This is a genomic window from Aeromonas bivalvium, assembly GCF_000819765.1.
GTDB classification, from domain to species: Bacteria; Pseudomonadota; Gammaproteobacteria; order Enterobacterales; family Aeromonadaceae; genus Aeromonas; species Aeromonas bivalvium.
In genome coordinates this window covers 284,361-307,820 of sequence record NZ_CDBT01000063.1, presented here as the reverse complement: position 1 = coordinate 307,820, position 23,460 = coordinate 284,361, and the positions used below count along the sequence as shown (strand labels likewise).

24 protein-coding genes are annotated in these 23,460 nt (G+C 62.8%); 13 read left to right on the top strand and 11 right to left on the bottom strand.

Annotated features, from left to right (window positions below):
• Positions 1–24 precede the first annotated feature (24 nt).
• The 5 genes from cydX to ruvA form a co-directional block, all read right to left on the bottom strand.
• Positions 25–141, bottom strand: coding sequence for a cytochrome bd-I oxidase subunit CydX (gene cydX, locus BN1119_RS20310; protein WP_005331536.1), 117 nt, complete (start codon positions 139–141; stop codon positions 25–27).
• Positions 142–155: 14 nt separating this feature from the next.
• On the bottom strand, positions 156–1,292 hold the full coding sequence (cydB, locus tag BN1119_RS19545) for a cytochrome d ubiquinol oxidase subunit II (protein ID WP_042002213.1): 1,137 nt from the start codon (positions 1,290–1,292) through the stop codon (positions 156–158).
• 12 nt (positions 1,293–1,304) lie between these two features.
• A complete protein-coding gene (locus BN1119_RS19540) occupies positions 1,305–2,861 on the bottom strand; it encodes a cytochrome ubiquinol oxidase subunit I (protein WP_042002211.1) in 1,557 nt (518 codons plus the stop codon).
• A gap of 943 nt (positions 2,862–3,804) precedes the next feature.
• Complete coding sequence (gene ruvB, locus BN1119_RS19535) at positions 3,805–4,815, bottom strand: Holliday junction branch migration DNA helicase RuvB (RefSeq protein WP_042002209.1); 1,011 nt, start codon at positions 4,813–4,815, stop codon at positions 3,805–3,807.
• Positions 4,816–4,823: 8 nt separating this feature from the next.
• Complete coding sequence (ruvA, locus tag BN1119_RS19530) at positions 4,824–5,438, bottom strand: Holliday junction branch migration protein RuvA (protein WP_042002205.1); 615 nt, start codon at positions 5,436–5,438, stop codon at positions 4,824–4,826.
• Between the two features lie 316 nt (positions 5,439–5,754).
• On the opposite strand from ruvA, the gene BN1119_RS19525 reads away from it, so the two are divergent.
• Entirely contained in the window at positions 5,755–6,132 is a 378-nt protein-coding gene (locus BN1119_RS19525; RefSeq protein ID WP_052448089.1) for a hypothetical protein, read from the top strand.
• 203 nt (positions 6,133–6,335) lie between these two features.
• Positions 6,336–8,060: a proline--tRNA ligase gene (locus tag BN1119_RS19520; RefSeq protein ID WP_042002200.1), complete on the top strand. Its 1,725-nt coding sequence runs from the start codon at positions 6,336–6,338 to the stop codon at positions 8,058–8,060.
• 116 nt (positions 8,061–8,176) lie between these two features.
• On the opposite strand, the gene BN1119_RS19515 is transcribed toward BN1119_RS19520, so the two are convergent.
• The 3 genes from BN1119_RS19515 to BN1119_RS19505 all read right to left on the bottom strand — a co-directional run bounded on the left by BN1119_RS19515 (position 8,177) and on the right by BN1119_RS19505 (position 10,045).
• Positions 8,177–8,857, bottom strand: a complete 681-nt coding sequence (locus BN1119_RS19515; RefSeq protein WP_042002197.1) for an SDR family oxidoreductase — start codon at positions 8,855–8,857, stop codon at positions 8,177–8,179.
• Positions 8,858–8,875: 18 nt separating this feature from the next.
• Positions 8,876–9,505 (bottom strand): TIGR04219 family outer membrane beta-barrel protein, encoded by a 630-nt coding sequence (locus tag BN1119_RS19510; protein WP_042002194.1) that lies wholly within the window; start codon positions 9,503–9,505, stop codon positions 8,876–8,878.
• A gap of 99 nt (positions 9,506–9,604) precedes the next feature.
• Positions 9,605–10,045 (bottom strand): copper chaperone PCu(A)C, encoded by a 441-nt coding sequence (locus BN1119_RS19505; protein WP_042002191.1) that lies wholly within the window; start codon positions 10,043–10,045, stop codon positions 9,605–9,607.
• Between the two features lie 89 nt (positions 10,046–10,134).
• Here BN1119_RS19505 and BN1119_RS19500 point away from each other — a divergent pair, with 89 nt between their 5' ends.
• A complete protein-coding gene (locus tag BN1119_RS19500; protein WP_042002187.1) occupies positions 10,135–10,878 on the top strand; it encodes an enoyl-CoA hydratase in 744 nt (247 codons plus the stop codon).
• Here BN1119_RS19500 and BN1119_RS19495 read toward each other — a convergent pair.
• Positions 10,875–11,387 carry a DUF2753 family protein gene (locus BN1119_RS19495; RefSeq protein WP_042002184.1) on the bottom strand — a complete coding sequence of 171 codons (513 nt, stop codon included), beginning with the start codon at positions 11,385–11,387 and terminating at the stop codon, positions 10,875–10,877. The two genes, BN1119_RS19500 and BN1119_RS19495, sit on opposite strands and share 4 nt — an antisense overlap.
• A 175-nt stretch (positions 11,388–11,562) precedes the next feature.
• Here BN1119_RS19495 and BN1119_RS19490 point away from each other — a divergent pair, with 175 nt between their 5' ends.
• The 5 genes from BN1119_RS19490 (at position 11,563) to BN1119_RS19470 (ending at position 17,954) form a co-directional block, all read left to right on the top strand.
• A complete protein-coding gene (locus BN1119_RS19490; RefSeq protein WP_042002181.1) occupies positions 11,563–13,344 on the top strand; it encodes an ATP-binding protein in 1,782 nt (593 codons plus the stop codon).
• 58 nt (positions 13,345–13,402) lie between these two features.
• The gene (locus tag BN1119_RS19485; RefSeq protein WP_042002178.1) at positions 13,403–14,755 is read left to right on the top strand and encodes a sigma-54-dependent transcriptional regulator; all 1,353 of its coding nucleotides are present in this window, start codon (positions 13,403–13,405) and stop codon (positions 14,753–14,755) included.
• A 218-nt stretch (positions 14,756–14,973) separates the two neighbouring features.
• A complete protein-coding gene (locus tag BN1119_RS19480) occupies positions 14,974–15,963 on the top strand; it encodes a TRAP transporter substrate-binding protein (RefSeq protein WP_042002176.1) in 990 nt (329 codons plus the stop codon).
• Positions 15,964–16,008: 45 nt separating this feature from the next.
• Complete coding sequence (locus tag BN1119_RS19475) at positions 16,009–16,545, top strand: TRAP transporter small permease (RefSeq protein WP_042002173.1); 537 nt, start codon at positions 16,009–16,011, stop codon at positions 16,543–16,545.
• A 5-nt stretch (positions 16,546–16,550) separates the two neighbouring features.
• A complete protein-coding gene (locus BN1119_RS19470) occupies positions 16,551–17,954 on the top strand; it encodes a TRAP transporter large permease (RefSeq protein ID WP_042002171.1) in 1,404 nt (467 codons plus the stop codon).
• 90 nt (positions 17,955–18,044) lie between these two features.
• On the opposite strand, the gene BN1119_RS19465 is transcribed toward BN1119_RS19470, so the two are convergent.
• Positions 18,045–18,740 (bottom strand): ParB-like protein, encoded by a 696-nt coding sequence (locus tag BN1119_RS19465; RefSeq protein WP_042002169.1) that lies wholly within the window; start codon positions 18,738–18,740, stop codon positions 18,045–18,047.
• A 163-nt stretch (positions 18,741–18,903) separates the two neighbouring features.
• On the opposite strand from BN1119_RS19465, the gene BN1119_RS19460 reads away from it, so the two are divergent.
• Positions 18,904–20,508 (top strand): peptide ABC transporter substrate-binding protein, encoded by a 1,605-nt coding sequence (locus tag BN1119_RS19460; protein WP_042002166.1) that lies wholly within the window; start codon positions 18,904–18,906, stop codon positions 20,506–20,508.
• A gap of 135 nt (positions 20,509–20,643) precedes the next feature.
• A complete protein-coding gene (locus tag BN1119_RS19455) occupies positions 20,644–20,958 on the top strand; it encodes a hypothetical protein (RefSeq protein ID WP_042002164.1) in 315 nt (104 codons plus the stop codon).
• 104 nt (positions 20,959–21,062) lie between these two features.
• Here BN1119_RS19455 and dusA read toward each other — a convergent pair whose 3' ends face one another.
• Entirely contained in the window at positions 21,063–22,046 is a 984-nt protein-coding gene (dusA, locus tag BN1119_RS19450; RefSeq protein ID WP_042002162.1) for a tRNA dihydrouridine(20/20a) synthase DusA, read from the bottom strand.
• 136 nt (positions 22,047–22,182) lie between these two features.
• Between dusA and zur the strand changes: the two genes are divergently transcribed.
• From zur to BN1119_RS19435, 3 genes are read left to right on the top strand one after another with little or no spacing between them, the layout of a single operon-like run.
• Positions 22,183–22,641, top strand: coding sequence for a zinc uptake transcriptional repressor Zur (zur, locus tag BN1119_RS19445; protein ID WP_042002307.1), 459 nt, complete (start codon positions 22,183–22,185; stop codon positions 22,639–22,641).
• On the top strand, positions 22,631–23,092 hold the full coding sequence (locus BN1119_RS19440) for a chemotaxis protein CheX (RefSeq protein WP_042002159.1): 462 nt from the start codon (positions 22,631–22,633) through the stop codon (positions 23,090–23,092). The genes zur and BN1119_RS19440 overlap by 11 nt, the downstream gene beginning before the upstream one ends.
• 5 nt (positions 23,093–23,097) lie before the next feature.
• Positions 23,098–23,322: a hypothetical protein gene (locus BN1119_RS19435; RefSeq protein ID WP_042002157.1), complete on the top strand. Its 225-nt coding sequence runs from the start codon at positions 23,098–23,100 to the stop codon at positions 23,320–23,322.
• Positions 23,323–23,460: the final 138 nt, after the last annotated feature.

Sequence of the window (23,460 nt, the reverse complement as noted above, 5' to 3'; positions counted from 1 at the left end):
GGAGCGGCCAGCCGGGCGAGCCTGTCACTTGTCTTCATCTATCTGGCGATCCAGGTTCTCGGTGTGCTCCAGCCAGAGCGCATTGATGATGCCAAACGCACAAGCCAGCAGCAGACCCAGGATCCAGGTGAAATACCACATATCAGGGCACCTTCTTAGTAGAGCGATTGTTGGTTGTCTTCGATGTGCTGGTTACTCACCCGGCCGAACATCTTGATGTAGGTCCAGATGGTATAAGCCAGCACGGTCGGCACGAAGACGACGGCGACGACCGTCATCACCTTGAGGGTGTTGAACGATGCGGTGGAATCCCACATGGTCAGGCTCTGGGACGGCGCCAGGCTCGAAGGCATCACGAACGGGAACATGGAGAAACCCGCGGTCAGTATGATGCCGGCGATGGCCAGGGAGGAGAACAGGAACGCAACCCACCCCTTGTCCAGCTTGGCCGCCACCGCGGTCAGCAGGCACATCACCAGACCCAGCACGGGAGCGGCGATCATCCAGGGGTAGAGGTCGTAGTTGTTCATCCAGGCACCTGACTGCACCACCACTTCCTTGTGAAGGGGGTTGGTGACGGCATCGGTGGCGACGGAGCCCACGATCACATAGCCATCCATGCCGCTCACCCAGACACCGGCCAGGGCGAACAGCACCAGGGTCAGCAGGGAGAAGATCATGGCGGCGGTGCGGGAGCGGGCCAGCACTTCCCCTTCGGTCTTCATCATCAGCCAGGTGGCGCCCTGGGTCACTATCATGAACAGGCTCACCAGACCGGCCAGCAGGCCGAACGGGTTGAGCAGGCCGAAGAAGTTGCCGTGATAGGTCATCATCAGGAACTGGTTGAAGTCAAACGGTACACCCTGCAGCAGGTTGCCGAAGGCCACCCCGAAGATGACGGGGGGAATGGCGCTACCGGCAAACAGAGCCCAGTCCCAGTTGGAGCGCCACTTGGCGTCTTCCTGCAGGGAGCGGTACTTGAAGCCGACCGGGCGGAAGAAGAGCGCCATCAGGGTCAGGATCATGGCGATGTAGAAGCCGGAGAAGGCCGCCGCATAGACCATGGGCCAGGCGGCGAACAGGGCCCCGCCCGCCGTCACCAGCCACACCTGGTTGCCTTCCCAGTGCGGGCCCATGGTGTTGAGCATCACCCGACGCTCCACATCCTTCTTGCCGACGAAGGGGAGCAGGGCGCCCACCCCCATATCGAAACCGTCGGTGATGGCGAAGCCGATCAGCAGCACGCCGACCAGTACCCACCAGACCAGACGCAACATTTCGTAATCAAACATGGGTTACTCTCCTTATGCCTTGCTCTGTTCGAAGTGGTACTTGCCCGTCTTCAGGCTGCTTGGGCCCAGACGCGCATACTTGAACATCAGGTACATCTCGATGATCAGCAGCACCGTGTAGAACAGGAAGATCCCGATCAGAGAGAACCAGATCTCGGACGCAGGGATGTTGGATGCGGAGACGTAGGTCGGCAGCACTTCCGCTATGGTCCAGGGCTGACGGCCATACTCGGCGACGAACCAGCCTGCCTCGATGGCGATCCAGGGCAGCGGTATGCCCCACAGCAGCGCCTTGAGCAGCCACTTGCGCTCACCGATGCGGTGGCGGGTGCTGTCATAGAAGGCCAGACCGATCAGCACCAGCATCAGGATGCCGCAGGCGACCATGATGCGGAAGGCGAAGAACAGCGGCAGTACCTGCGGGATGGAGTCATCCACGGCGGCCTTGACCTGCTCGTCGGTGGCGTCGGTCACGTTCGGGGTGTAACGCTTGAGCAGCAGGCCATAACCCAGATCCTGTTTCACCTCGTCGAAACGGGCGCGGGTCTCGTCGGACTTGTCGCCGGATTGCAACTTGGTCAGCAGTTCGTAGGCGGTCATGCCGTTGCGCACCCGCAGTTCATGCTCGCTCTTGAGATCCTTGATGCCGGTGACCTGCTCGTCGAGGGAGCGGGTGGCGATGATACCGAGGGCATAAGGGATCTTGATGGCATAGTCGGTGCGCATCTCCTCCTGGTTCGGAATGCCGAACAGGGTGAAGGATGCCGGGGCCGGATGGGTATCCCACTCCGCCTCGATGGCCGCCAGTTTCACCTTCTGCACTTCCCCGGTCTCGTAGCCGGACTCGTCACCCAGTACCAGTACGGAGAGGATGGAGGCCATGCCGAACGCGGCCGCGATGGCGAAGGAGCGACGGGCGAAGGCCACATCACGATTCTTCAGCAGATAGTAGGAGGAGATGCCCAGCACGAACATGGCGCCCGTGGTATAGCCCGCCGCCACTGTGTGGACGAACTTGACCTGGGCAACCGGGTTGAACACCAGATCGGCGAAGCTCACCATCTCCATGCGCATGGATTCGAAGTTGAACTCGGCACCGACCGGGTTCTGCATCCAGCCGTTGGCAACCAGGATCCAGAGGGCGGAGAGGTTGGTCCCGAGCGCCATCAACCAGGTCGCCGCCAGGTGCTGACGCTTGGAGAGGCGATCCCAACCGAAGAAGAACATGCCGACGAAGGTAGATTCGAGGAAGAAGGCCATCAGCCCTTCGATGGCCAGCGGGGCCCCGAAGATGTCGCCGACGTAGTGGGAGTAGTAGGCCCAGTTGGTACCGAACTGAAACTCCATGGTCAGCCCGGTGGTCACCCCGAGGGCAAAGTTGATACCAAACAGCTTGCCCCAGAACTTGGTCATGTCCCGGTAGACAGGGTTGTTGGTCATCACATAGACAGACTCCATGATCGCCAGAATGAAGGCCATTCCGAGCGTCAGGGGCACAAACAGGAAGTGATAAAGGGCCGTCGCAGCGAATTGGAACCGCGATAGGTCTACCACATGCTCAGCAATCATGATGTTTCCTCACCGATTATTGGCACGGCTATTTTAGGTGTATTGAGAACAAGGCTTCCGTTGGAGCTTCCGAACCCACAGCGCACAGCGTCACTTAACAATCGCGTCGTTCGGTCACGACCAAAAATTAACAACAAGGCAATAACTGAGAACAAAAAAAAGCTAATGTTTAACAACTACAAAACAAGCAAGTCATAATTGTTCTCGCCCATGATGACCGCCGTTTTATATCATCTTTATTTGATTGAAATCAATGTAAAACCGGGGTCGATACATGCGTTTCAAAGGTATTTTTTCATTAGAAAGCCGTCAATTTCGAGAGCGAAATCACACTTTGAGAAAGATTTTAATTTATTGATTTAAATCAATTTTTTGAATTGGCACTGAGAAACACCTCTCATCTGAAAAATATAATGTCATCGACACCTGGCTTGATTTATCTCCGAAAGAGCACCTTGCTTGAAATTCACTGAAAAACCGATGAAAACGCATGTTCATGCTAAATGCCAAGCCTGGATTTTTAATTAAAAAAACTAATCCGAATAATGCAATTTTTCTTGTTTGCCCCCCCAGGTGGCAGCTCCTACAATGCGCCCCGCAGTGAGGGCAATCCCTTGGGCTCAGGCCGATCTACCAGGGTTACCGATGCGTGTTTAATGACCATATTGTACAGAGCAGAGAGACATCAAGATGAAAAAGTTTGTGACCAAGGCCATTCGCTACTACAAGCTTTCGTTCGTTCAGCTCTATCAAATGAACCGACTCTGAGTCTCGCGACGACTCACCGTTTTACTGTTTATACGGCCTGTGCCCAGACGCGCTTCTTGTCTGTGAACATCCACCCTGAATTGTCTTTTATGCCCACCGCGCCTGCGTGTGGGCTTTTTTTTGTCGACCATGAAAAAACCGCCCCAGGGGGCGGTTCTGTATCGAGTCTGCCGTTTCAGGCCTGTTCCGGTCGCTGCAGGCCGAAGTGGGCATAGGCTCGGGCGGTCGCCATCCTGCCTCTTGGAGTACGTTGCAGATAGCCCTGCTGGATCAGATAGGGCTCCAGCACGTCTTCGATGGTGTCCTTCTCTTCGCCGATGGCGGCGGCCAGATTGTCGAGCCCGACGGGCCCCCCCATGAACTTGTCAATCACAGCCAACAATAGCTTGCGGTCCATGAAGTCGAACCCCTCATTGTCCACGTCCAGCATGTCCATGGCACGGGCCGCAATGGGTCCATCAATGCGGCCATCGGATTTCACCTGGGCAAAATCCCGCACCCGTCTCAACAAGCGGTTGGCAATGCGCGGTGTTCCGCGGGAGCGGCGCGCCACCTCCAGGGCACCATCGTCGCTCATCTCCAGCCCCAGGCAGCGGGCGCTGCGCGCCACTATGTCGGTGAGATCCTTGACGTTGTAGAACTCGAGGCGCTGCACGATACCGAAACGGTCGCGCAGCGGGCTGGTGAGGGAGCCGGCCCGGGTGGTGGCGCCAATCAGGGTGAAAGGAGGGAGATCGAGCTTGATGGAACGGGCGGCAGGGCCCTCCCCTATCATGATGTCAAGCTGGTAATCCTCCATGGCCGGGTAGAGCACCTCCTCCACCACGGGGCTGAGACGGTGGATCTCGTCGATGAAGAGGACATCATTTGGCTCGAGGTTGGTGAGCAGGGCGGCGAGATCGCCGGCCTTCTCCAGCACGGGGCCCGAGGTGGTCTTGATGTTCACGCTCATCTCGTTGGCCACGATATTCGCGAGCGTGGTCTTGCCCAGGCCCGGTGGCCCGAAGATCAGCAGGTGATCCAGTGCCTCGCCGCGCTGGCGGGCCGCCTCGATGAAGATCTCCATCTGGGCACAGACATGGTCCTGCCCGGTGTAATCGGCCAGCTTTCTGGGGCGGATCGCCCTGTCGATGACCTCATCTTCACGGGCGGCCGAGGCCGAGATGAGGCGGTCAGCTTCTATCATCACTTACCTCACACCAGGCTACGCAGGGACTCGCGGATGATGGCTTCCACCGACATGCCCTCCTTGGCGACCTTGCCGACGATCTGGCTCGCCTGCTGGGGCTTGTAGCCGAGGGCGACCAGGGCGCTGGCCGCCTCTTCGCTGGCATCCGGGGCCCGCAGGCTGCTCTCCTGGGCGGGCAGGCTGATGGCTGCCGGCGAGAAGAGATCGTGACTGACCCAGCCCTTGAGCCTGTCTTTCATCTCCACCACCAGCCGCTCGGCGGTCTTCTTGCCCACCCCGGGCAGCTTGATCAGGGAGCTTATCTCCTCACGCTCGACACTCATCACGAACTGGCTGGCGGTCATGCCGGAGAGGATGGCCAGCGCCAGCTTGGGGCCGACGCCGTTGGTCTTGATCAGCTCGCGAAACAGCGCCCGCTCCTGCTTGTGGTTGAAGCCATAGAGCAACTGGGCATCCTCGCGCACCACGAAGTGGGTCTGGATGGTCGCCTCCTTGCCGAGTTCGGGCAGGTCATAGAAGCAGCTCATGGGCATCTGCACCTCATAGCCCACGCCTCCCACCTCGAGCAAGACCTCGGGGGGATTCTTCTCAATCACAATGCCTCTCAAGCGACCGATCACGGCTTATCTCCTCAACCAACACGACTAGCAATAAAGTGGCTCCTAGCATAAAGAATAACTGGATAAGTATCCAGCATCCGCCTGCGCCCCACCGGCGCAGCCATCCAGGATTGCCAGCGGCCCGCCATGGCAAGTCCAACCTCCCCCCGGACCTGCGCCTTCATTCATTTGCATTCAAATGGTCCAAAAATGAAATCCATTTGGAACTTGATCTATTCCCCATGCCGACTAGTCTGAACTCGCCAGCGAGATCTAAATGAGGCTTATTGGTTTTATTCCACCTTTGTCATACGTGTCACAGCGCAAGGAGAACAAGATGGCTAATGGACAAATCACCTTTTGGGAAGGCAATGGCGCAACGCAGGATCAGGTCGGCAATACCCTCAGTGGCGGGACTAGCTACAACATCAACTGCAAGAGCGGGGACTATGGCTTCAGCAACGATGAGGCTCGCTCCCTGAAGCTGGAGGGTATCCCCGGCATCACGCTCATCAAGGTCTACGACAGCCCGTCGGCCAGCACCGACGATGACTGGGCCCAGATCCTGGTCAAGGGACCCATCACCGACTCCGTCATCGTCAGCAGTTTCAACAGCAGCGCCAACCTGGATGGCGGCAACGTGGTCGTCACCAGCCATTACCATAATGGTCTGGATGGCAAGGTGTCGAAGATCATGATCGACTATCTCGGCTGATCCCCCCAGCACCAGGAAAGGGTGGCTCACCGCCGCCCTTTCCCCTCCAGCGACCCCCGCCGCCGAACATTCGCAGCGCTCCGACCCCGACGCTTGCCTGACCACAAAATTTAGCCCTTGGGCCCCGGGGCCCGCCCTGTTAAAATTCCGCCCTTGCATATATCCAGGGCCCAGCGGCCCGTCTCACGTTAAGGTTCATCGCGATGCGCACCAGCCAATATCTGCTTTCTACCCTCAAGGAAACCCCGTCCGACGCCGAGGTTGTCAGCCATCAGCTGATGCTGCGCGCCGGCATGATCCGTAAACTGGCCTCCGGCATGTATGCCTGGCTGCCATCCGGCCTGCGGGTACTGAAGAAGATCGAGAACATAGTTCGCGAAGAGATGAACAAGGCGGGCGCCATCGAAGTCTCCATGCCGGTGGTGCAACCGGCCGAGCTGTGGCAGGAATCCGGCCGCTGGGATGATTACGGCCCCGAGCTGTGCCGCCTGACCGACCGCCACAACCGTCCCTTCGTGCTGGGCCCGACCCACGAAGAGGTGATCACCGCCCTGGTCCGTTACGAGGTGAACAGCTACAAGCAGCTGCCGCTGAATCTGTACCAGATCCAGACCAAGTTCCGCGACGAGGTGCGTCCCCGTTTCGGCGTGATGCGCGGCCGCGAGTTCCTGATGAAGGATGCCTACTCCTTCCACATCGACAAGGCCTCCCTGATCGAGACCTACGAGAAGATGCACGCCGCCTACTGCGCCGCCTTCACCCGCATGGGCCTGAACTTCCGTCCGGTGCAGGCCGATACCGGCTCCATCGGCGGTACCGGCTCCCACGAATTCCAGGTGCTGGCCGAGAGCGGTGAGGATCTCATCGCCTTCTCCGATACATCCGATTACGCCGCCAACATCGAGATGGCCGAAGCGCTGGCACCGGCCGGTGAGCGCGCCGCTGCCACCGCAGCCCTGACCAAGGTTGCCACCCCGGCCGTCCACACCATCGATGAAGTGGCCGCCTTCCTGAGCGTGGCGCCGAGCGCCATCGCCAAGACCCTGCTGGTACTGGCCGAAGCGGACGAGCACGGCAAGCAGGCCGTCATCGCCCTGGTGCTGCGTGGCGACCACGAGCTGAACGAAATCAAGGCCGAGAAGCTGGCTGGCGTTGCCAACCCGCTCACCTTCGCCAATGACGAGCAGATCAAGGCTGCCGCCGGTTGCGATGCCGGCTCCATCGGCCCGGTCGGCTTTGCCGGTCGCATCATCGTCGATCGCAGCGCCGCCCACCTGGCAGACTTCGTCTGCGGCGCCAACGAGACCGGCTTCCACCTGACCGGTGCCAACTGGGATCGCGACATCGCCACCTATGAGGTTGCCGACCTGCGCAACGTGGTGGAAGGCGACCCGAGCCCGTGCGGCCAGGGCAAGCTGCTGCTCAAGCGCGGCATCGAAGTGGGCCACATCTTCCAGCTGGGTACCAAGTACTCCGAAGCCATGAAGGCGAACGTGCTCAACGAAGGCGGCAAGTCCGTCACCATGGAGATGGGTTGCTACGGCATCGGCGTCTCCCGCCTGGTGGCGGCCGCCATCGAGCAGAACAACGACCAGTACGGCATCATCTGGCCGGACGCCATCGCCCCGTTCGAAGTGGCCATCGTCCCCATGAACATGCACAAGTCCGTGCGCGTCGCCGAGCTGGCCGAGCAGTTCTACGCCGAGCTCAAAGCCGCCGGTGTGGACGTGCTGTTCGACGACCGTAAAGAGCGTCCGGGCGTGATGTTCGCCGACATGGAGCTGCTGGGGGTGCCCCACGGCATCGTCATCGGCGAGCGCGGCATGGACAACGGCGTGGTCGAATACAAGTGCCGCCGCACCGGCGAGAAGCAGGAAGTGGCCATCAGCGACATGGTCGCCCTGCTCAAGAGCAAGCTGGGTCGTTAATCCCGCCCCTTGCCGACATAAAAAAGCGCGCCGATTGGCGCGCTTTTTGTTTGTCTGACTTTCTTATCTGGCTTTTTCATCTGACAAGGGGTTGCCAGGGAATGAGCCGGGGTTGCCTAGTCGTTGCGGCCGATGAAGAGATCGGTCACGTGGCAACTGCTCCTCGCCTCCAGGGCATCGAGCATGTAGGCGGCAGCATCCTCCGGGGTCATGAAACGGCTCGGATCCACGTGATCCGAGTTGTCCCAGAACTCGCTGCGGATCCCGCTCGGATACAGGTTCACCAGCCGCAGGGGCGAGCCCTTGAGCTCGGCGCGCAAGGACTCGAGAAAGCCGCGCATCCCCCACTTGGAGGCGCAGTAGAGGCTCTCGTTGGCCTTGCCCACCTGGGCGGCGGAGGAGAGCACATTGGCCAGCACCCCGCCCCGCTCGCCGATGAGGCGCACCGTCTGCTGGGCCACCAGTATGGTGGAGACCAGATTGCTCTCCACTACCCGGCGCACCTGCTCGGCGGTATAGACACCGACCGGGCCGAACTCGCCGACACCGGCACAGTGGATCACCAGGTCCGGCAAGCCGCCCCACTGGACGGCGGCGGCGAAGGCTACCTCCACCTCTTCGTGATGGGCCAGATCGGCGGCGATGCCGATCACCCCCTGGCCGAGCCTGGCTTCCATCTCCTGCAACTTCTGGTAGCGGCGCCCCATCATGGCCACCCTGTGGCCACGGGCAACCAGACCGCAGGTCAGGGCGCGGCCCAGACCCGAACCCGCTCCAGTGACTATGATGCTACCCATCCCCTCATCCTTTCCCTATCAGAAGGTGAATTCTGCACCCGCAAACCAGCCATCGACCCGCTGATCGACACGGTCAAAGTCCATGTCGACCTGACGCCAGCCGGCGCGCAGCTTGAGCGGCAGGGAGGAGAACTTGTACGCCCCGCCCAGACGGTAATCATAGTTGTCGGCATCCTGCACCCGGGCATCGCCGAAGGCGGAGAAGCCGGTGCCCGGAATGCGCAGCTCGGTGCCGGCATAGGCCATCAGCACGTCTTCGTGGTAGGAGTCATTGACGGTGTTGAAGTCCCCTTCGTAACGACGGCCGGTCAGACCCAGGTCAATCTGGAACAGGTCGTTGTTGAACAGGCGGTAGTACAGGCTCAGATCATAGGCCTGCAGCTCGTTGTCGAAGGCGCCGCCGCTGGTGCTGAGATCGGAGATCTCGAACTTGGCGTTGGGCAGCAATATGATGCCGTGCTCCAGCTGCAGGTAACCGCTCCAGTTGTAGTTGTCGTCAAAACCGTCCCGGGTCCCGACATCATCGACACGACCGCTGCCCTGGGCATTCCAGATATCGGTGCCGGCGGCGAAGCGCCAGTCATCGGCGGCCATGGCAGAGGTGCTCATCAGGGCCAGCAGAGAAGCGGCCAACAGGGTCTTTTTCATCATTAAACTCCAGAGAATGCGGGATGAGACCCGCATTTTACCGCGCCAGCCGCCAATACCTAGCAAGATTATCTATAACGCGACCGGTTCTGTCCCTGATCAGTGCGCCATGCCGGCCATGGGTTCGACCGGCTTCACCGGCAGACTCAGGCCGAGGGCCTGGCCGTTGTCCAGGCTCAGGGTCAGGGGGAAGGGGGTGCCCTGGGAGAGTTCACGCACATCGAACAGCATGATGTGCAGGCTGCCGGGTTTGAGTACCGCCTCCCCCTTGGCCGGGATCTCGATGCTCTCGACCTGACGCATCCGCATAACGCCATTCTCGTGCAGGTGGGTATGCAGCTCGGCGCGCGCCACCTCGGGGGAGCTGACGCCGGTGAGCCGGACCGGGGCATCCCCATCATTTTTCAGCACCATGAAGGCCGCCGTGTTGGGGGTGCCAGGGGGCAGCAGGCGCACATAACCATCGACGGCCTCCACCTTGGCCAGGGCGGGGGCGGCCAGTCCCAGGGCCAGCAGGGAATAAAACGCTCGTTTAAACATGGGGGAAATCCTTTTATGATGTTGTCAAACGAAGCAAAGCTTACCCGCAAGGCAAGCTTTTGGCAGCCCCTGACAACAAGGATTCAGACATGGCCCCCACAATTCTGGTCGAGCAGCAGGATGGCCTGCTCACCCTGACCCTCAACCGGCCGCACAAGCGCAACGCCCTCAACACCGAGATGTACCAGGCCCTCACCACGGCGCTGCGAGGGGCCGCCGAGGAGCAGAGCGTCCATGCGCTGCTCATTCAGGGGCAGCAGGCCTGCTTCACCGCCGGCAATGATCTGGCCGACTTTATGGGCAAGACGGGGCTGGATCCCGACGACCCCATCCTGCAATTTCTGCATACCCTGGCCGACTTCCCGAAACCGGTGATCGCCGCGGTCGGCGGCGCTGCGGTCGGCATCGGCACCACGCTGCTGCTGCACTGCGATCTGGTCTATCTGGCGGACAATGCCAGGCTGCAACTGCCCTTCGTCGAGCTGGGGCTGGTGCCGGAGTTCGCCTCCAGCCTGCTGCTGCCCCGCGCCGTTGGCCACCTCAAGGCCAGCGAGTTGCTGCTGCTGGCGGAGGCCATCGACGCCGGGGAGGCGCTGCGCCTCGGGCTGGCCAACCGGGTGCTGGCTGCGGATGAACTGCTCCCCTTTGCCCGGGCACAGGGCTTGACCCTGGCGGCCAAACCACCCAAGGCGCTGCAAAGGAGCAAGGCCCTGCTCAAACAGGAACTCAAGCAGGCGGTGCATTTTGTCATCGACACCGAGGCCCGCGCCTTCTCCCTCGCCCTGCAAGGAGAAGAGGCCCAGGCGCGCATCGCCCGCAAGCTCGGGCGCTAGTTGAGGCGAAAGCGGCCGATCAGCTCGCAGCCCTGCACCTTGTCCTGCACCTGGATAAGCCTGGCTATCTCGGGATTGGGGTGGCGCTTCAGGAAGGCGAGCAGGGCGGCGCGGCAGCAGCCCAGCTCGCTGATGAGGGACTCGCACTCCCGGTTCGGGCACTGGGGCACCAGGGCGGTCACCAGCTCGGCGGCCAGCTTGAGGTAACGCAACTCATAGCTGGGCTCCTCCATGGCGCGCCAGAAATCGGCCAGGCGATGGCAGGTGGCGACGCGCATGGTGGCCAGCTCCTCGAGATCGATGACAGTCGCCTGGGGGACCAGCCCCTCGCCATCGATGACGGCGGCCTGTGACGGCGCCTCCCGGGGGGCCGATATGGTGCCGAGCGCCTGCTGATAGAGGCAGACGGCCGAGCCCAGGGCGCCCTGGCTCAGGGCGCGCTCGGCTTCGATCATGTAACGCTGCCAGTGGGCCTGGGTCTGATCCTGCCGGGGGGATGTCTGTGCCATACGCTACCTCCTTCACCTGATACTGGGCTCTCCATGAGAGCCTAAATGAGAATGAATATCAAGCCGACAGAGAGTGCAGGATCTCTGCGCCTTGTCGCCCCCGTCACACTCTTTCGTCGGCATCGTCCCCTCTGCTCCCGCCAGGGGGTAAGATGACGGCAACCTAAGGAAGGGCATGATGAACAATGGAAGTCGGGGCCTGCTGATCGGCCTCTGGGTCACCTTGATGGTGGTGGTCGCCTTCACGGCACGTCAGTGGGGGCTGGAGAGCCTGCGCCAGCAGGCCAGGATAGACAACGAGCGCCTGGCGGGTCGCCTGCTGATCGAGCTCGACAAGTACCGCCGCCTGCCGGCCCTCATCGCAACCCGCACCGAGTTGCAGCAGGCGCTGCTGCAGCAATTCCCCCCCTATCGGCTCCACCCCCTGCTGGAGCAGTACAACGAGATCCTGGGCACGGATGCCATCTATCTCATGACGGACAAGGGGGAGGTGATCTCCGCCAGCAACTGGCGCCAGTCCGACAGCTTCGTCGGGGACAACTACCACTTTCGCCCCTATTTCCGCCAGGCGATGCAGGGCAAGCCCGGCAGCTACTTCGCCCTCGGCCAGCGCTCGGGGCGGCGGGGCTACTACTTCTCCTATCCGGTGCAGGATGGCGATCGCCGCCTCGGCGTCGTGGTGGTCAAGGTGGCGCTCTCCCTCATCGACGAGCGCTGGACCAGCAACAGCCTCGACTACCTGCTGACCGACGAATACGGGGTCGTCTTCTTCGCCTCCAGGGGCGAGTGGCTCTATCGCCCCCTGGTCGCCCTGGACGAGCCGACCCGCCAGATCCTGGCCGAGGAGCGCAAGTATGGCGACAAGCTGGACCCTCCCCTGAGCGATCTCCCCTCCCTCGGCCTGCTGCGCAGCCAGGACGAGTGGCACTGGGGTCAGGGTTATCTGTTCACTGGCACCGCCATGCCGAGCGCAGGCTGGTATCTCTATACCCTGGAGCCCCTCCATGACTTGCGCCCCATCATTGCCAAGGCCCTGGCCAGCTTCGCCCTCTTCTCCCTGCTGGTACTGATGATCTGGCTCTACTGGCGTCAGGTGATGCTCGGCCGCGCCCGTCTCGCCCGCCTCAACAACCGGCTGGAGCACAAGGTGAGCCAGCGTACCCGGGCCCTCTCCACCAGCAATCAGGAGCTGATCGCCACCATAGACAAGTACCGCCAGACCCAGCGCGAGCTGGTCGATACCCAGGAGCAGCTGGTGCAGACCGCCAAGCTGGCCCTGCTCGGCGAGATGTCTGCCAGCATCAACCATGAACTCAACCAACCCCTGGCCGCCATGCGGGCCTATGGCGAGAATGCGTTGCAGCTGCTCGACAGGGGCCGCATCGACAGCTGTCGCGACAACCTGGTGCAGATCAACGGCCTCAACCATCACATGAGCGAGCTGGTGGCCCGCTTCAAGGTATTCGCACGCAAGGGGGAGCAGACCCTGCAGGCGGTGGCGCTGCAACCCGTGGTCCACGCCAGCTTGGCCCTGCTCCACAGCCAGATGCTCAAGCAGGGGCTGCTGGTGGAAACCCGGTTGCCGACCGACCCCCTCTATGTCCATGCCGATGCGGTGCAACTGGAGCAGGTGCTGGTCAATCTGCTGCACAACGCCCTGCAGGCCTGCGCCGGCATGACGCCACCCCGGGTCTGGCTGGAAGTGGAGCGCGAAGGCGATCGGGTGACCATCGCCGTCATCGACAACGGCCCGGGCCTGGCCGTCGAGGCCAGGCAGCTGTTCGCCCCCTTCTACACCACCAAGTCCAAGGGGCTCGGGCTCGGGCTCACCATCTCCCAACGTATCATCACCGCCTTCGGCGGCCAGCTGACGGCGAGCAATGACCCGGAGCTTGGCGGCGCCCGCTTCACCATCAGCCTGCCCGAGGCCCGGCCCGACCTGAGACATAGCCCATGAGCCGCCGCGCCCGCGCCAAGGTGCGCCCGACCATGCCCGCCCGATCGAGGAGAACCCCATGAACCAAGTCATGCTGATCGACGATGAACACCATCTGCGCCTCTCCCTCGGTCAGACCCTGGAGCTGGCCCAGTGGCAGGTCACCACCTTCGCCAGCGCCGCAGAGGCCCTGCCCCACATCAGCCCCCAGTGGCCCGGCATCATCATCAGCGACATCAACATGCCCGGCATGAACGGCATCGCCCTGCTCGAGGAGGCCATGGGCCGCGACGCCGAGCTGCCGGTGATCCTGCTCACGGGGCATGGCGACATCTCCACCGCGGTACAGGCCATGCGCCTGGGGGCCTATGACTTCATCGAGAAGCCGTTTGGTACTGAGCAGCTGCTGGAGGTGGTGCGCCGGGCCTGTGACAAGCGGCGCCTGGTGCTGGAGAACCGGGAGCTGCGCAGCGAACTGGAGGCCCAGAGCGGGCCTGGACCGCGCCTGCTCGGTGCCCACCCGGCCATCAAGCGGCTGCGCCAGCTCCTCACCCACATCAAGGATGCCCCCGCCGACGTGCTGATCATGGGGGAGACGGGGAGCGGCAAGGAGCTGGTCGCCCGCTTCCTGCACGACCATTCGGTGCGCGCCACCGAGCCCTTCGTCGCCATCAACTGCGGCGCCGTGCCCGAGACCATGATGGAGAGCGAACTGTTCGGCTTCGAGGCCGGCGCCTTCACCGGAGCCCAGAAGCGCCGGGTAGGCAAGATCGCCTGGGCAGACAGGGGCACCCTCTTTCTCGACGAGATAGAGAGCATGCCGATGGCGCTGCAGATCAAGCTGCTGCGGGTGCTGGAAGACAGAAAGGTCGAGCCCCTCGGTACCAATCACCCCATCCCCCTGGACATACGGGTGCTGGCGGCCAGTAAGGTGGATCTGAAGACCCTGGTCGAGCAGGGCGCCTTTCGCGCCGACCTCTATTACCGGCTCAATGTGGTGCGGGTGGATATCCCCCCATTGCGGGAGCGCAAGGAGGACGTGCCCCTCCTGTTCGAAAACTTCCTGCGGGTGGCGGCGACCCGCTATCAGCTGGCGCCCCCCAGGATCGGGGCCGAGCAGCGGGCCTGGCTGCTGGCCCGCGACTGGCCGGGCAATGTGCGCGAGCTGCGCAACCTGGCCGAACGCTGCGTGCTGCTGGGGGAAGAGGGGGCCTTCGCCGACCTCAGCCTGGGGCGCGAGGCCCTGACCCTGGCCGAGCAGGTGGATCGCTTCGAGCGGATACTGCTGACCGACACCCTGAGCCAGCACAGGGGCCGACTCAAGGAGGTGCAGGAGACTCTAGGGCTGCCGCGCAAGACCCTCTACGACAAGATGCGCAAGTACGGCCTCGACAAGCAGGACTACAAGCTCGGCGAGGAGGGGGCGGACTAGCCCGCTCTGGTGCCACCCGCCAACGCCCCCCATGGGGGGAAGATCACCCGGCCCTGGGCACGGATGGGGGGATTTCCCCCCTTTTTCCCGGGCAGCCACCCTCCCCCATCCCTCCCGAACGCCCGCAGTTAATGAAATGTTGATCTATTGTGAAATCTGGCATGCAAGTTGCGATGCTAGGTAGCAATGACCTGCACTCACACACAAGGAAGAGAGACATGACATTTCACATCCGCACCCTGACCGCCGCCCTCACCCTGGCGCTCGGCCTCTCCTCGGCCGTCGCCGCCCCCATCGAGCTCAAGTTCTCCCACGTGGTGGCGGAGAACACCCCCAAGGGCCAGATGGCGACCCACTTCAAGCAGCTGGTGGATGAGCGCCTCCAGGGTCAGGTGGAGGTCAAGGTCTACCCCAACTCCCAGCTGTTCGGCGATGGCAAGGAGCTGGAGGCCATGCTGCTTGGCGACGTACAGATGATCGCCCCCTCCCTCTCCAAGTTCCAGAAGTACACGGATCAGCTGCAGATCTTCGACTTGCCCTTCCTGTTCAATGACATGGCCGCAGTCGACCGATTCCAGCAGGGCAAGGAGGGGCAGGCCATGCTGGGCTCCCTCGAGAAGTACGGTCTGGTAGGCCTGGGCTATCTGCACAACGGCATGAAGCAGATCTCCGCCAGCAATCCCCTCAAGACCCCGGCGGACGCCAAGGGCAAGAAGTTCCGCATCCAGACCTCAGACGTGCTGGCCGCCCAGTTCGAGGCCATCCATGCCGTGCCGGTGAAGAAGCCCTTCGCCGAGGTGTTCACCCTGCTCCAGACCAAGGCCATCGACGGCCAGGAGAACACCTGGTCCAACATTTACTCCCAGAAGTTCTTCGAGGTGCAGCCCTATATCACCGAAAGCAACCACGGGGTGCTGGATTACCTGATCGTCACCAACGCCGAGTTCTGGAACGGCCTGCCGGATGGGGTCCGCAGCGAGCTGAAAAAAGCGCTGGATGAGTCGGTCGCCTACGGCAACAAGATTGCCGCCGAGAAAGACAGCGAGGACAAGGCCGCCATCTTCGCCTCCGGCAAGAGCCAGCTGGTTACCCTGACCGACGCCGAACGCAACCAGTGGGTCGAGGCGATGAAGCCGGTCTGGCAGCAATTCGAGGGGGCCATCGGCAAGGAGCTCCTCGACGCCGCCGTCGCCGCCAACCAGCCCTAAGCCAGCCAGCGGCGCCCGACGTCTGGGCGCCGCCCGGAGGATCCCATGAAAAAATTCGTCTATCAGCTGGAGGAGGCCATCATAGGCCTGCTCCTGGTCAGCACCACCCTGCTGGTCTTCATCGAAGTGGTGATGCGCTTCTTCTTCGATACCGGCCTGCTCTGGGCCCAGGAGCTGACCCTCAACCTCTGCGCCTGGATGGTGCTGTTCGGCGCCTCCTGGGGGGTGCGGGTCGGCGCCCATATCGGCGTGGATGCCTTCATCAAGGTGCTGCCCGCCCATTGGCAGCGCCGCCTGACCCTGCTGGCCGTGGGCCTGTGCCTGGTCTACTGCGGCTTCTATTTCTACGGTGCCTGGATCTACCTGGCCAAGCTCAAGATGATCGGCATCGAGATGGAGGATCTGCCCATCCCCCGCTGGCAAGCCATGAGCATACTGCCCATCGGCCTGGCCCTGCTGTTCGTCCGCTTCCTCGGGGTCGGCGTCATGGTGTGGCGCGGCCAGATGCAGGGCTTCGCCCTCGCCGATGAAGCCAGGGAGAGCATGCACCTCATCGACCACGGCCCGGATCAGAAGGTATAACCACAATGGCAACACTGACCCTCTTTACCCTGCTGATCCTCTCCATGTTGCTCGGCATGCCCATCGCGGTGGCCCTCGGCCTCTCCAGCGTCACCACCATACTGCTCTTCTCCAACGACTCCCTCGCCTCCCTGGCGCTCAAGCTGTTCGAGGCCACATCGGAGCACTACACCCTGCTCGCCATCCCCTTCTTCGTGCTGTCGTCCGCCTTTCTGTCGACCGGCGGCGTGGCCAAGCGGATCATCAACTTCGCCATGGACTCCGTCGGTCACATCCGTGGCGGCCTCGCCATGGCCTCCGTCATGGCCTGCATGCTGTTCGCCGCCGTGTGCGGCTCCAGCCCGGCGACCGTGGCCGCCATCGGCAGCATCGTCATCGCCGGCATGGTGCGATCCGGCTATCCCCAGGCCTTCGCCGCCGGGGTGATCGCCAACGCGGGCACCCTGGGGATCCTGATCCCCCCCTCCATCGTCATGCTGGTCTATGCGGCGGCGACCGAGGTCTCGGCATCCCGCATGTTCATGGCCGGCTTCCTGCCGGGACTCATGATGGGGGGCCTCATCATGGTGGTCATCTATGTGGTGGCCCGCATCAAGGGGCTGCCGAGCCAGCCCTTCCCGGGGCTCATCACCCTGCTTGGCAGCGGTGGCAAGGCACTCGGCGGCCTCTTTCTCATCATACTGGTGCTGGGATCCATCTACGGGGGCATTGCCAGCCCCACCGAGGCGGCGGCGGTGGCGGCGGTCTACGCCTTCTTCATCGCCGTCTACGGCTATCGCGACATAGGTCCCCTCAAGGGGGTAGCCTGGCGCAACCAGGGGGAGTCCCTGCTCGCCGCCAGCCTGCGCAACCTGGTGCTGCTGCCCCTCTCCCTGCTCAGGTCCCCCTTCGACCGCGAGGTGGGCCATGTGGTGCGCGACGCCGCCAAGGTGAGCATCATGCTGCTGTTCATCATCAGCAACGCCATGCTGTTCGCCCACGTGCTCACCTCGGAGCGGATCCCCCATGCCATCGCCGAGGCCATCATCGCCTGGGGCCTGCCCGCCTGGGGCTTCCTCATCGTGGTGAACATACTGCTGCTGCTGGCGGGCAACTTCATGGAGCCTTCGGCCATCGTGCTGATCATGGCCCCCATCCTGTTCCCCATCGCCACCCAGCTGGGCATAGATCCCATCCACCTGGGGATCATCATGGTGATCAACATGGAGATAGGCATGCTGACCCCGCCGGTGGGGCTCAACCTGTTCGTGACCGCCGGGATCACGGGCCAGAGCATGGGCTGGGTGATCCGCGCCTGCCTGCCCTGGGTCGGCTTCCTGCTGCTGTTTCTCATGCTCATCACCTATGTGCCCCAGATCACCCTGTTCCTGCCTGAATACCTGGATGGCCCCAGTCTGGCGCTGCCCTGACCGGTACGCTGTCCGTCGACCAATGCAAAGCGCCACCCCTGGGGTGGCGCTTTCCATGGCGATCAGGGCGCGCCCTGGCAACCACGGCGGTCAAGGCCCCTTGCTGCGGCACTGCTTGCCGGGATAACCGGGCAGATCCCGGGCCGCCTGGGTGCAGGCGAGTCGCTTGGCCTGCTGCAGGCGCGCCGTCAGGTTCTCCCGGGTCACCGGCAGCCACTGCATCTGCTGGCCCAGCCAGCTGGCCCAGGCAAACTCGACGAAGTAGACCTGCTTGTTCTTCTGGAAATAGCCGGCATCCTGCAACAGGCCCGCCAGGGTGCGGTAGGGGTAATCGGGCAGGGCGCCGATGCGGCCTGGCAACTGCCGGGGCGTGATGGGCCGGCCCCGCTCGTCCTTGAGCCAGGCCCAGTGGTTGTTCTGCATCTGGCTCCAGAATTGGTGCTCGTCCTGCAAACGGGCGATCACCTTGACCCTGGCCTCCCTGACCCCGGTCTGCCACAGGGCCGTGGTGAGATGATGCCGGTCCACCAGCCAGTAGCCGCCATCCGGGGCGATGACGACCGGGATCTCCTTCTTCTTCATGTAGGCATCGAGCCGCTGTTCATCCTTGCCCGCCAGCTTGCGCGCCGTCTCGTCTACCTGCAGCTGGCCTATGCCCGCCTGGGTCGGCTGCAGCGCGGCAATCGCCACCTGGCACCAGCTCCCCACCCGGGTCTCGGGCCGACACGGCTCCAGCCCCCAGGCCCCCTGACTCAACAACCCCAGCATCAACCACCATAGTTTCATTCGATCCCCTCAACCGATCCCGTTCACACCCAGATAAAAAGGGTCCGTGCCAGCCCGGGTCGGCGCTGGCGGTCTGACCAGCAATGGGGATATCATGTTTTCCCACCGGCAGGCGAGCACTTGTCGCCGACTTTTCTCCCCGCTTCACATTAAGGATCTGACCATGACAGGATGGCGCCCCTTGCTGTTACTGCTGGCCATGGGCGCTGCCCAGGCCGCCGATGTTCCGCCCGATGCCAGACTCGCCGCCGAGCAGACGGTGGTGCGCCATCTCAAGGATGAGCCCAGCAGCCTGAGCCCCCTCAAGCTGGTCGGCCTGCCCGAGTTGCAGGTGGTGCGGGATCTGTTCGAGGGGCTGCTGACCCAGGGCCCGGATGGCAGCGTGCAACCCGGGGTCGCCCTGTCATGGCACAGTGACGACAACCAGCACTTTCGCTTCCAGTTGCGCCAGGATGCCGCCTGGTCAAACGGAGATCCGGTCACGGCCCACGATTTCGTCCATGGCTGGCGCCGGCTGGTCGACCCCAAAGAGGGGGCCACCTTCGCCTGGTTCGCCCAGCTCGCCCATTTCGAGAACGTGGACAGGATAGTGGCCGGCGAGCTGAGCCCTGAGCGGCTCGGGGTCGAGGCCATCGATGACCACACCCTCGAGGTCAGCCTCTCCCAGCCGGTGCCCTATTTTCTCAACCTGCTGACCCACCCCAGCCTCTCGCCCCTGCACCGGGCCAGCATGGCGCAACACGGCCAGCAGTGGACCCAGCCCGGCAAGCTGGTCGGCAATGGCGCCTTCATGCTGGCGGACCGGGTCGTCAACGAGCGGCTCGATCTGGTGCCCAATCCCCACTACTGGGACAGGGCCCACACCGTGCTGACCAGGGTCACCTTCCTGCCCATCAACCAGGAGAGCGCGGCCACCCAGCGCTATCTGGCGGGGGACATAGACATCACCGAATCCTTCCCCAAGGAGCAATACGCCAGGCTGATCAAGCAGATCCCGGGCGAGGTCCATACGCCGGAGCAGCTGGGCACCTACTACTACGCCTTCAACACCCGTCAGCCTCCCCTCGACGACGTGCGGGTGCGCAAGGCGCTCTCCTATGCCATCGACCGGCGGCTCATCGCCGACAAGGTGCTGGGCACGGGGGAGAAACCCGCCTACCACTTCACCCCGGACGTGACCGCCCACTTCAGCCCCAAGCCCAATCCGCTCTCGACCCTGAGCCAGGAGGCGCTCGATGCCCAGGCCAGACAGCTGCTGGCCGAGGCCGGCTATGGTCCCCAGCGCCCCCTCACCCTGACCCTGCTCTACAACACGGCTGAGGTACACAAGAAACTGGCCCTGGCCGTGGCCAGCATGTGGAAACAGAAGCTGGGCGCCCGGGTCGAACTCACCAATCAGGAGTGGAAGAGCTATCTCGACAACCGCCAGAGCGGCCAGTTCCAGGTGATCCGCTCCTCCTGGGTGGCCGACTACAACGACCCCTCCGCCTTCCTCGAACTGTGGCGCAGCAGCAACGGCGGCAACATGGCCCGCTTCGCGAACCCGGGCTACGACGCCCTGCTGGATCAGGCCTCCCGCGACACCAGCCAGGCCAGTCGCGGCCAGCTGTTCGATCGGGCCGAAGCCCTGCTGCAGGAGCAGGCCCCGATAGCCCCCCTCTACCAGTACACCAATGCCAGGCTGATCAAGCCCTGGCTCAAGGGTTACCCCATCAACAATCCGGAAGACGTGGCCTACAGCCGCCAGCTCTATCTGCTCGCCCACTGAGCCAGCCCCAGGTGACCGCCGGGTCGCGGTCACCTGCCCCAACAGAAATGGCGTCATTTTTGTCCTGTACCCGGCGGCCATTACGCCATAAAATAGCCGTTAATCAGCCACTTACTAACAATCCACTCAACGAACATGCCTCGATTTCTCCTCCTGACCCTGCTGCTCAGTCCGCTCACTCACGCCGCGTCCCCCCCTCCCCGGGAAGATCAGTGCCGTCAGGCCTTCTTGCAATGGATGCTGGATCAGCAGCAGGTGTTCAGCGATCGCAAGGCGAGCAAGCAGGATCGCCGCCAGGCGGAGCGCGCCATCGATCTGGTGCGGGCCGAATATGAGAAGGAGGAGAGCTTCTGCCAGAGCATGGCCCTGGCCCGGCAGAAGCTGGGGGCCGATCCCCGCTTCAAGCCAAGGCGCGGCGAGATCCACGACTTCACGCCGGATCAGGGCTGAGCCCCTGCTGCCAGGGGGACCTCTCTGGCAACAAAAAGCCCCGCATCAGGCGGGGCATTTTGTCGAGACAGGGTCATAGACCCCGAGTCCGATACCGGACGGGATCAGACCACGGCTTCGCCGTGATGCTCGGGCACCTTGGCCATGGCGTCCAGCACCACCTGGATACCGGCCCCCGGCTTGCAGGCGTTTTCGCTCAGGTGACGGCGCCAGGCGCGGGCCCCCGGCATGTTCTGGAACAGCCCCAGCATGTGGCGGGTCACGTGGGAGAGGTAGTTGCCCTTGGCCAGCTCCTGCTCCAGGTAGGGCAGCATCATGCGCACCACCTCGTGGCGGCTCGGCACCGCCCCCTGCTGGCCGAACACCCGGTTGTCCACCTGGGCCAGGATATAGGGATTCTGGTAGGCTTCGCGCCCCATCATCACACCATCCACATGTTGCAGATGCTCCAGCGTCTGCTCCAGGCTGGTGACACCGCCGTTGAGGGCGATGGTCAGCTCGGGGTAATCCTGCTTGACCCGGTAGACCCGTGGATAGTCCAGCGGCGGGATCTCGCGGTTCTCCCGGGGGCTCAGGCCGCTGAGCCAGGCCTTGCGGGCATGGACGATGAAGGTATCGCAACCGGCATCGCGCACCTGCTCGATGAAGGCCTGCAAGAATTCGTAGGAGTCCTGATCGTCGATGCCGATCCGGGTCTTGACGGTCACCGGAATGGCCACCACGTCGCGCATCGCCTTGATGCAGTCGGCCACCAGGGCGGGCTCCCCCATCAGGCAGGCGCCGAAACGGCCGTTCTGGACCCGATCCGACGGGCAGCCCACGTTGAGGTTGATCTCGTCATAGCCCCGCTCCTCGGCCAGCCTGGCGCAGCGGGCCAGATCCGCCGGGTTGCTGCCCCCCAGTTGCAGGGCGATGGGGTGCTCCTGCTCGCTGTAGCCCAGATAATCTCCCTTGCCGTGGATGATGGCGCCCGTGGTGACCATCTCGGTATAGAGCAGGGTCTGACGGCTCATCAAACGGTGAAAGTAACGGCAATGCCGATCGGTCCAGTCCAGCATGGGGGCGATGGAGAAGCGCTGCGCCTGCATAAAGATCATCCGGGTGGCTATGGGAGGGGGCGGATATTAGCACAAGGGACGCCGCGCCCAGAAAATGAATTTTGACGCCGCGCCAAGAGAGGCCCTATGTTAGTATCCGCAGACGATACAGGCCATTTGCGTGATCATGAATCAAGACCAATTGCTACAAGCCGCCGAGCGCCTCTGCCAACAGCGCGGCATTCGCTTCACCCCGACCCGGCGCCAGGTATTTCGCCTGCTGGCTGCCCATGGCAATGCCATCAGCGCCTACGATCTGCTGGCCCAGTTGCAGAAGACCGAGGCCAGCGCCAAGCCGCCGACCGTCTATCGCGCCCTCGATTTTCTGCTCGAGCAGGGGTTTGCCCACAAGGTGGAGTCCCTCAACGCCTTCATCTTCTGCTGTCACTTCGACCATGCTCATCCCATGCAGCTGCTGATCTGCGATCGCTGCGGCGACGTGGTCGAGCTCCATGACGATGCCATCGACCACGCATTCTCCGAGCAGGCCCGTCTGCACGGCTTTACCATTACCAACAAGACCATAGAGGCTCATGGACAGTGCGTCCGCTGCGCGCCTCCCGTAGGAAGTCAACATGAAGGCTGATTTTGTCAATCCGTTCCTGCTCTCCCTGCTCAACGTGCTGTCCACCATGGCCCAGCTCGAGCTGACCCCGGGCAAGCCCAAGCGCAAACTCGACGAGCTGGCCCGTGGCGATGTCTCCGGTCTCATCGGCATGGTCGGCCCCCAGACACGGGGTTCTCTCTCCATCAGCTTCGAGAAGGGGCTGGCACTGGAGATCATGCGCCGCATGCTGGGGGAGGCGCCGACCACCATCAACGAGGAGGTCACCGACATGGTGGGGGAGATCACCAACATGGTCACCGGCGGCGCCAAGCGCATGCTGGGGGAGAAGGGCTATGAGTTCGACATGGCGACCCCCGTCATCGTCTCGGGGCCCAATCACACCATTACTCACAAGGCGGATGGCAGCAAGATCATGATGCCGTTCGACTCTGAGTACGGCCGGGCCACCATCGAAATCTGCTTCGAGTAACGGCCATGTGGCGCCTGCTGAAGTGGTGTCTCGTCGGGCTTGTCCTGCTGCTGATCGGCTCCGACATCGAGCTGAGCACCTCCCTCTATCGCTACCAGGACAACAAGGTGGAGATCGCCTTCCCCCGCTGGGAGAGCCAGCATCCCTGGGCCACCTTCTCCTGGCACGCAGGCGAGAGCCGGTTCCACTGGTACGGTCTGGCGGGCAAGCCCGTCGCCGAGCCGCTCTGAGCGCGCACGGTTGACAGCGAGAGGCCGGCCCATGCCGGCCTCTCTCTTATCTAAGTCCCCCGCCCTCCCTCGCCTCTCCCCAGATGGGGATGGCCGTACCAAAGGGTTTGACATCTGGTTGTTCGTTATATAGAACGT

Excerpts from the sequence above, each read along its gene's own strand:
- cydX (WP_005331536.1), bottom strand. The coding sequence starts at position 141 with ATGTGGTATTTCACCTGGATCCTGGGTCTGCTGCTGGCTTGTGCGTTT.
- cydB (WP_042002213.1), bottom strand. The coding sequence starts at position 1,292 with ATGTTTGATTACGAAATGTTGCGTCTGGTCTGGTGGGTACTGGTCGGC.
- BN1119_RS19540 (WP_042002211.1), bottom strand. The coding sequence starts at position 2,861 with ATGATTGCTGAGCATGTGGTAGACCTATCGCGGTTCCAATTCGCTGCG.
- ruvB (WP_042002209.1), bottom strand. The coding sequence starts at position 4,815 with ATGATAGAAGCTGACCGCCTCATCTCGGCCTCGGCCGCCCGTGAAGAT.
- BN1119_RS19525 (WP_052448089.1), top strand. The coding sequence starts at position 5,755 with ATGGCTAATGGACAAATCACCTTTTGGGAAGGCAATGGCGCAACGCAG.
- BN1119_RS19520 (WP_042002200.1), top strand. The coding sequence starts at position 6,336 with ATGCGCACCAGCCAATATCTGCTTTCTACCCTCAAGGAAACCCCGTCC.
- BN1119_RS19515 (WP_042002197.1), bottom strand. The coding sequence starts at position 8,857 with ATGGGTAGCATCATAGTCACTGGAGCGGGTTCGGGTCTGGGCCGCGCC.
- BN1119_RS19510 (WP_042002194.1), bottom strand. The coding sequence starts at position 9,505 with ATGAAAAAGACCCTGTTGGCCGCTTCTCTGCTGGCCCTGATGAGCACC.
- BN1119_RS19505 (WP_042002191.1), bottom strand. The coding sequence starts at position 10,045 with ATGTTTAAACGAGCGTTTTATTCCCTGCTGGCCCTGGGACTGGCCGCC.
- BN1119_RS19500 (WP_042002187.1), top strand. The coding sequence starts at position 10,135 with ATGGCCCCCACAATTCTGGTCGAGCAGCAGGATGGCCTGCTCACCCTG.
- BN1119_RS19495 (WP_042002184.1), bottom strand. The coding sequence starts at position 11,387 with ATGGCACAGACATCCCCCCGGCAGGATCAGACCCAGGCCCACTGGCAG.
- BN1119_RS19490 (WP_042002181.1), top strand. The coding sequence starts at position 11,563 with ATGATGAACAATGGAAGTCGGGGCCTGCTGATCGGCCTCTGGGTCACC.
- BN1119_RS19485 (WP_042002178.1), top strand. The coding sequence starts at position 13,403 with ATGAACCAAGTCATGCTGATCGACGATGAACACCATCTGCGCCTCTCC.
- BN1119_RS19480 (WP_042002176.1), top strand. The coding sequence starts at position 14,974 with ATGACATTTCACATCCGCACCCTGACCGCCGCCCTCACCCTGGCGCTC.
- BN1119_RS19475 (WP_042002173.1), top strand. The coding sequence starts at position 16,009 with ATGAAAAAATTCGTCTATCAGCTGGAGGAGGCCATCATAGGCCTGCTC.
- BN1119_RS19470 (WP_042002171.1), top strand. The coding sequence starts at position 16,551 with ATGGCAACACTGACCCTCTTTACCCTGCTGATCCTCTCCATGTTGCTC.
- BN1119_RS19465 (WP_042002169.1), bottom strand. The coding sequence starts at position 18,740 with ATGAAACTATGGTGGTTGATGCTGGGGTTGTTGAGTCAGGGGGCCTGG.
- BN1119_RS19460 (WP_042002166.1), top strand. The coding sequence starts at position 18,904 with ATGACAGGATGGCGCCCCTTGCTGTTACTGCTGGCCATGGGCGCTGCC.
- BN1119_RS19455 (WP_042002164.1), top strand. The coding sequence starts at position 20,644 with ATGCCTCGATTTCTCCTCCTGACCCTGCTGCTCAGTCCGCTCACTCAC.
- dusA (WP_042002162.1), bottom strand. The coding sequence starts at position 22,046 with ATGCAGGCGCAGCGCTTCTCCATCGCCCCCATGCTGGACTGGACCGAT.
- zur (WP_042002307.1), top strand. The coding sequence starts at position 22,183 with ATGAATCAAGACCAATTGCTACAAGCCGCCGAGCGCCTCTGCCAACAG.
- BN1119_RS19440 (WP_042002159.1), top strand. The coding sequence starts at position 22,631 with ATGAAGGCTGATTTTGTCAATCCGTTCCTGCTCTCCCTGCTCAACGTG.
- BN1119_RS19435 (WP_042002157.1), top strand. The coding sequence starts at position 23,098 with ATGTGGCGCCTGCTGAAGTGGTGTCTCGTCGGGCTTGTCCTGCTGCTG.